The following is a 6136-nucleotide window of genomic DNA, read 5'->3' as shown; positions in this document are numbered from 1 at the left end:
GTTGTGGCGGCGGCCCGCAAGCGATGGTGTGCCCTAAACCCCCGCCACCGACGTCCACAAATCCGCGAGCTTGCGCCGCAGCGCTTGCCGGCGCGTCAGCGGCGGCGGTGTCTCGTCGTCTTCCGGCAGACGCAGGCCCACGACATTGACGCGGCCGCCGGAGATGCTGCGGGCGACCAGCACGATCTCGTCCAGCGCCAGTTCGGCGCCCTCTTTCGGCGCGCGGTCGAGATGAACGTCGAAATAGTCGGCGAGCGTCAGCTTGGCCTCGTCCTCGCTCACCTTCACGCCGTAGATCTCGGCGAGCTCGGCCAGCGTATGCTCGCCGGAGACCATGAAGTCGCCGAGCAGATGCGGGTCCGGCGCGGTGCTCGGCTGCATGTCGACGAAGAAGCGGTCGAGCGACTCGGCCTTTTCCGGCGGCGCCAGCAGATAGATGTAGTCGCCGGGCGCGATCGGATCGGCCTCCGTCGGCGTCAAGATGTTCTCGTTGCGGATCACCAGCGTCGGCTTGGACCAGGACGGGATCAGGCCGCGGCGGAAGTACAGGCTCTTGGGCCGCACCGAATAGCCGACGAGCTGCTGCTCGAGCTGGCCGGGCAGATCCAGTTCGACACGCCGCGGGCCGCGCTCGGCGCGCGGCAGCGCGACGTGCAGCTTGCGCGCGGCCGGCGCCAGCGTCCAGCCTTGCAGCAGCAGCGAGATGATGACGACGACGAAGGCGACGTCGAAATAGAGATAGGCCTTGGACAGGCCGACCAGCATCGGGATCGACGCCAGGAAGATCGCGACGGCACCGCGCAGGCCGGTCCAGGCGATGAAGATCCTTTCGCGCCAGTTGAAGCGGAACGGCGCCAGGCACACGAACACTGCGATCGGCCGCGCCACCAGCATCAGGACGAATGCGACCCCGATTGCCGGCAGCGCACTGGCGCCAAGCCGGCTCGGCGAGACCAGGAGGCCGAGCAGGACGAACATCACAATCTGCGCCAGCCAGGTCGCCGCATCCAGGAAGGCGACCACCGAATTGTGTGCGCGCGTCGGCCGGTTGCCGATGATGATGCCGGCGAGATAGACCGCGAGAAAGCCGGAGGCGTGCACGATCTGCGAGCCGCCGAAGATCACGAGCGCGGCGGTTGTGACAAACGGCGCATGCAGACCCTGCGGCAACGCCACCTGGTTGAGTGATATGACGACCAGGCGTCCGCCGATCACGCCGATGATGGCGCCCAGCACGGCCTCCTGGACGAACTCCATCAGCACGTGCCCCGCCGTGCCTGTTCCCAGCGAGATGTATTCGACCAGCATCAAGGTGAGGAAGATCGCGAAGGGATCGTTGGTGCCGGATTCGGCCTCCAGCGTCGCGCCGACGCGCGGGCGCAGGCGCAGGCCCTGGGTGTGGACCAGCAGGAACACGGCGGCGGCGTCGGTCGAGGCCACCACGGCGCCGACCAGCAGCGACTCCGTCCAGTTGAGGTCGAGCGCGTATTTCGCGAACGGCGCCGTGATCAGCGCGGTCAGGAGCACGCCGACGGTGGCCAGCACCACGGACGGCGCAAGCACGGTGCGGATGCTGGCAAAGCGCGTCCGCAGGCCGCCGTCGAACAGGATCAAGGCGAGCGCCACCGATCCGACCAGATAGGTGGTGCGGACGTCGTCGAACTGGAGCTGCCCGGGGCCGGAATCGCCGGCGAGCATGCCGATCACGAGAAAGACGAGCAGCAAGGGCGCGCCGAAGCGCAACGCAAGCAGGCTCGACAGGATACCCGCCATCACCAGGACGGCGCCGAGCAATATGGCGAGGCTGACAGAGTCGAGAGAGGCCATCCACCTTCCGGGTAAAAATCGCTGGATTTGCATCCTTATCGTCGCTGTACCGGCGCGCCAACCCATTTTCTCCCGCTCGCGGCAATCTGCCCGCATTTTGCGGCCTTAACGCACTTCACTTAGCGGTGTATCGATGGTCCAGCCGCGCCCTTTGTGGGATTCTGCGGCGCCCTCGAATCAAATCCTCCCGCCCGCTTCCCGACGAGACCGCCCCGATGGACATGGACCTCAAGGACTTCATGGAGTTCGTGCAGACCACCGCGCGCAGCGTCGGGGCGGAAGTCTCCTCACCCTGGTTCTATCTGCAATTCGGCCTCATTCTGGCCGCGGCCGGAATCGCCTATGCCGCGGAAGCCGGCGTGCGCAACCGCGTCGACATGACCTCGCTGGCGATGGGCTGGCCGCTGCCGCTCCGGCACTTCGCCCGCGTCATGGTCTCCAGTGCCTCGACGGCGGTGTTCACCCTGTTCGTGATCATCTCCCGCTTCGTGATGTACCATGCGACCTGGCCGAGCCGCAGCTATCTCCTGATGGTCGCCGCCAAGATGGGGCTGGCCTGGCTCGCGATCCGGCTGGTGACCTCGGTGCTGCGCAACGCCTTCATCGTCAAGCTGGTGTCGATCACGGCGTGGTTCGTCGCAGCGCTGTCCATCATCGGACAGCTCGACACGACGGTCGACCTGCTCGATTCCTTCGCGATCGTGCTCGGCGGCCTGCGGCTGACGCCGCTGCTGGTAATCAAGGCCGGTGCGCTCCTGCTGATTGCGCTGTGGGCCACCAACATCGCGAGCAATTTCGCCGAGAGCCGGATCAACTCGACCACCGATCTGACGCCGTCGGTGCAGGTGCTGCTGGTCAAGATCATCCGCATCGGGCTCCTGGCCATCGCAATCGTCATTGCGCTCGGCGCGGTCGGCATCGACCTCTCGGCGCTCGCGGTGTTCTCCGGCGCGGTCGGCGTCGGCATCGGTATCGGCCTGCAGAAGATCGTGGCCAATTTCATCTCGGGGATCATCCTGCTCGCCGACAAGTCGGTGAAGCCCGGCGATCTCGTCACCATCGGCGACAACACCGGGCGCATCAGCGCGATGAAGACGCGATATATTTCCGTCGCCGCCGGCGACGGCCGCGAGTTCCTGGTGCCCAACGAGGATCTGGTGACGCAGAAGGTCGTCAACTGGACCTATACCGACAAGAACACGCTGGTGAAGATCGCCTTCGGCACCAATTACGACGCCGACCCCAGGCTGGTCTGCAAACTCGCCATCGAGACGGCCATAGCCCATCCCCGCGCGCAGAAGGCCAAGCCGCCGAACTGCATCCTGACCGAGTTCGCGGAGGCCGGGATGAAGTTCTCGCTGACCCTCTGGCTCGCCGACCCCGACGGCATGGACAATGTCAAAAGCGACGTGATGCTGGCGCTGTGGGAGGCCTTCAAGCGCGAGGGCATCCGGGTTCCCTATCCGGTCCGCGAAATCCGCGTCCGCGGCGGCGCCCTGCCGGTGGAAACCACCGTAGAAGTCCCGAATTAGGCCCTGTTTCGGGCGCAAGAGCCACGCCCGACTTGCATGAAGGCCCGTGATCATTAGATTATGGCCCTGAAATCAAGCCCTTCCGCCGACATCGAGACCAGCCCCGCATGAGCTACGTCGAAGCCACCGATACCTCCCTGCGCAAGACCGGACAGATCAAGCTGCATGGGCCGAGCGCCTTTGCCGGCATGCGCAAGGCGGGCGCGCTGGTGGCCAAGTGCCTCGACGAGCTCACCGACATCGTCGGGCCGGGCGTGCCGACCGAGCGCATCGACCAGTTCGTCCGCGACTTCGCCTTCAGCCATGGCGCCTATCCGGCGACGCTGATGTATCGCGGCTATCGCTACTCGACCTGCACCTCGCTCAACCACGTGGTCTGCCACGGCATGCCCGGCGACCGTCCGCTGAAGGAGGGCGACATCGTCAACATCGACGTCACCTTCATCGTCGACGGCTGGTATGGCGATTCCAGCCGGATGTATGCGGTCGGCCCGATCGCGCGCAAGGCCGAGCGGCTGATCGAGGTGACGTATGAAGCCATGATGCGCGGCATCGCGGCGGTGAAGCCCGGCGCTACCACCGGCGACATCGGCCACGCCATCCAGAGTTTCGTGGAGCCGCAGGGCATGAGCGTGGTGCGCGATTTCTGCGGCCATGGTCTCGGCCGCATGTTTCACGACGAGCCGAACATCATTCATATCGGCCGGCCCGGCGAAGGCGTCCAGCTCAAGCCCGGCATGTTCTTCACCATCGAGCCGATGATCAATCTCGGCAAGCCGCATGTGAAGATCCTCTCCGACGGCTGGACTGCGGTGACCCGCGACCGCTCGCTGTCGGCGCAGTTCGAGCACTCGGTGGGCGTGACCGCGACCGGCGTCGAGATCTTCACGCTGTCGGAAAGACACGGCGAGAAGCAGATCGGGTGATTTCAGGCTCGATCAAGACGTTCGAGCTTGCCGACGCCGCCATCCGACGGCGCCGTCGCGTGATGATACATCAGACGCCGAGGCGGAACGATTCAGGAGCGAAACGGATCCGCATGCGCCGCAACCAGTTTCACCAGGTCGGCCTGGCGGTGCACGCCCGTCTTGGCGAACAGATGTTGCAGATGGGTTTTGACCGTGGTTTCGGCGATCCGAGCGCCGCGGCGGTCTTCGACACACCCGTGACACTCATCATAGCCTGAAGAACGCGAACCTCGCCGGGTGAGAGCTTGTAGCGCCTGGCGACCGTTTCGAGCGGCGGCGGTGCGTAGGCAGAGACCTTGCGAACGAAGATAGCGGCCACGGCCGAATGAACCCTTCCTTCCCGACGGCGGGCGCCCGAGGTGAGCGGCAGCACGTGGGCAAACCAGCCATGGTCCGACTGCTCCAACAGCGGCACCGCGATCCCGCTGACCCCGATCGCGCTGTCGCCGTAGTTCGCGGCAACCAGGAGGTCCCGCAGGATGCGGGCTGCGTGCGGATCGACGGCGGTCAGCGCGTTTCGCGGACGGCTCAAGACCGTTCCGCTGTCGCACAGCGCCTGGCCGGCCTCGTTGACGAACACGATCCGGCCAGAGCGATCGACGAGATAGACGCAGGAGCCGATCGCATCGAAGGCATCCGACAGGGCTGACGACCCGGCCCGGTGAACGTCGATCACGTTCCCGATCAGCACGGCGCGACGCATATGGGGAACCAACAGCCGCATCCGATGGCGCATACCATCGTCGACCAGCCCCTGCCTCTCGTTGCGAAACACCCCGAAGAGGGCGAAGCCGTTGGCCGATTTGTCGAGGGTCGCGGCAAGATGATCGACCCAGCCATTGGGTTTCGCCCACTTCTGGTAGACCGGCGTGGCGACGAATTCCTCGTAGGGCATGAGATCAGCGATGCTGTAGATGTCCCCGACCTCGAAAAAGAACTGGCTGACGGTGACGGGATCGAAGCGCACATGATCGTTGAAATACGCGGTGAGGGCGTCCGCGGGCATGTTCCAGTTGTATCGGGCCGCCCCTTGCCGCGCGACGACCTCCTTAGAGTAGAGCGATGCTGCCGTTCCGCCGACGAACCGACATGTCTGCTCGAGGACGTCGGTCCACAATGCTGAATCGAGGGCGGCATCGTAGATGTCCCCGATCAGGTGCGATACCCGATCTACGTCAACCATCGTCCGGCAGCTCCATCATCCGATCGGTTGATAGCGGTATCTTGGACGATCGACATCCTCCGAATGGAGGATGACATGGGCGACGAGACCTTCACGCTGTCCGAGCGGCAGGGCGAGAAGCAGGTCGGGTGATCCCCAAAGTGTCATTCCGGGGCGCTCGCATCAGCGAGCGCACGGAATCTCGAGATTCTCAGGTGCGCAAATGCGCACCATTGTTCGGTGCTTCGCGCCGCCCCGGAATGACACCGAAGTAGCGCCTCCTATCGCCGGCGGCGGAATGGCGAAGGCGGCCGCTTGTAGGTCGCGACAAATGCATCGTTGAATCTGCGAACGCTGCCGAAACCGGCGGCGAAGCCGATCTCCGCCAATGTCATGCTGGTCTGGTCGATCAGACGCTTGGCTTCCTGCACACGGCGGCAACTATCTGCGCGCGGGCTTCGCGGTGGCGCTCGGCACGGCATGGCTCGGCGAACGCTTCACCTGGTCGGCCCTTACAGGCATGACGCTCATTCTCGCCGGGGTCATCGCAATCACGATACCCCTGCCGGAGCGGCAGCGTGGTCTCGAACAGTGGCGGCGCCCGCGGGGCGGTCTTTTGGACCGCCCCGCGGGCGCCGCCGTTGCCG

Annotated in this window: 5 protein-coding genes and 1 pseudogene; 3 read left to right on the top strand and 3 right to left on the bottom strand. The window is 65.2% G+C overall.

What is annotated here, in order from left to right; all coding sequences use genetic code 11:
• Positions 1–33: 33 nt before the first annotated feature.
• Positions 34–1827, bottom strand: a complete 1794-nt coding sequence (locus XI08_RS10300; RefSeq protein WP_271574332.1) for a potassium/proton antiporter — start codon at positions 1825–1827, stop codon at positions 34–36.
• A gap of 215 nt (positions 1828–2042) precedes the next feature.
• Between XI08_RS10300 and XI08_RS10295 the strand changes: the two genes are divergently transcribed.
• Positions 2043–3359 carry a mechanosensitive ion channel family protein gene (locus XI08_RS10295; protein WP_271574331.1) on the top strand — a complete coding sequence of 439 codons (1317 nt, stop codon included), beginning with the start codon at positions 2043–2045 and terminating at the stop codon, positions 3357–3359.
• Between the two features lie 107 nt (positions 3360–3466).
• On the top strand, positions 3467–4285 hold the full coding sequence (map, locus tag XI08_RS10290) for a type I methionyl aminopeptidase (protein ID WP_027548020.1): 819 nt from the start codon (positions 3467–3469) through the stop codon (positions 4283–4285).
• Positions 4286–4415: 130 nt separating this feature from the next.
• Here the strand turns inward: map and XI08_RS10285 are convergent, their stop codons facing one another.
• Together XI08_RS10285 and XI08_RS10280 are read right to left on the bottom strand one after the other, a co-directional pair.
• A complete protein-coding gene (locus XI08_RS10285) occupies positions 4416–5510 on the bottom strand; it encodes a LuxR family transcriptional regulator (protein ID WP_271574330.1) in 1095 nt (364 codons plus the stop codon).
• 260 nt (positions 5511–5770) lie between these two features.
• A complete protein-coding gene (locus XI08_RS10280; protein ID WP_271574333.1) occupies positions 5771–5884 on the bottom strand; it encodes a hypothetical protein in 114 nt (37 codons plus the stop codon).
• A 68-nt stretch (positions 5885–5952) separates the two neighbouring features.
• Here XI08_RS10280 and XI08_RS10275 point away from each other — a divergent pair.
• Positions 5953–6136: pseudogene (locus XI08_RS10275) on the top strand (hypothetical protein); the annotation flags it as partial.

The sequence above is a fragment of the Bradyrhizobium sp. CCBAU 11361 genome, assembly GCF_028128935.1.
GTDB lineage: Bacteria > Pseudomonadota > Alphaproteobacteria > Rhizobiales > Xanthobacteraceae > Bradyrhizobium > Bradyrhizobium niftali.
This window is presented reverse-complemented; position numbering and strand designations above follow the sequence as displayed.

Coding starts and splice junctions, on each gene's coding strand:
- XI08_RS10300 (WP_271574332.1), bottom strand. CDS start 1,827: ATGGCCTCTCTCGACTCTGTCAGCCTCGCCATATTGCTCGGCGCCGTC.
- XI08_RS10295 (WP_271574331.1), top strand. CDS start 2,043: ATGGACATGGACCTCAAGGACTTCATGGAGTTCGTGCAGACCACCGCG.
- map (WP_027548020.1), top strand. CDS start 3,467: ATGAGCTACGTCGAAGCCACCGATACCTCCCTGCGCAAGACCGGACAG.
- XI08_RS10285 (WP_271574330.1), bottom strand. CDS start 5,510: ATGGTTGACGTAGATCGGGTATCGCACCTGATCGGGGACATCTACGAT.
- XI08_RS10280 (WP_271574333.1), bottom strand. CDS start 5,884: ATGACATTGGCGGAGATCGGCTTCGCCGCCGGTTTCGGCAGCGTTCGC.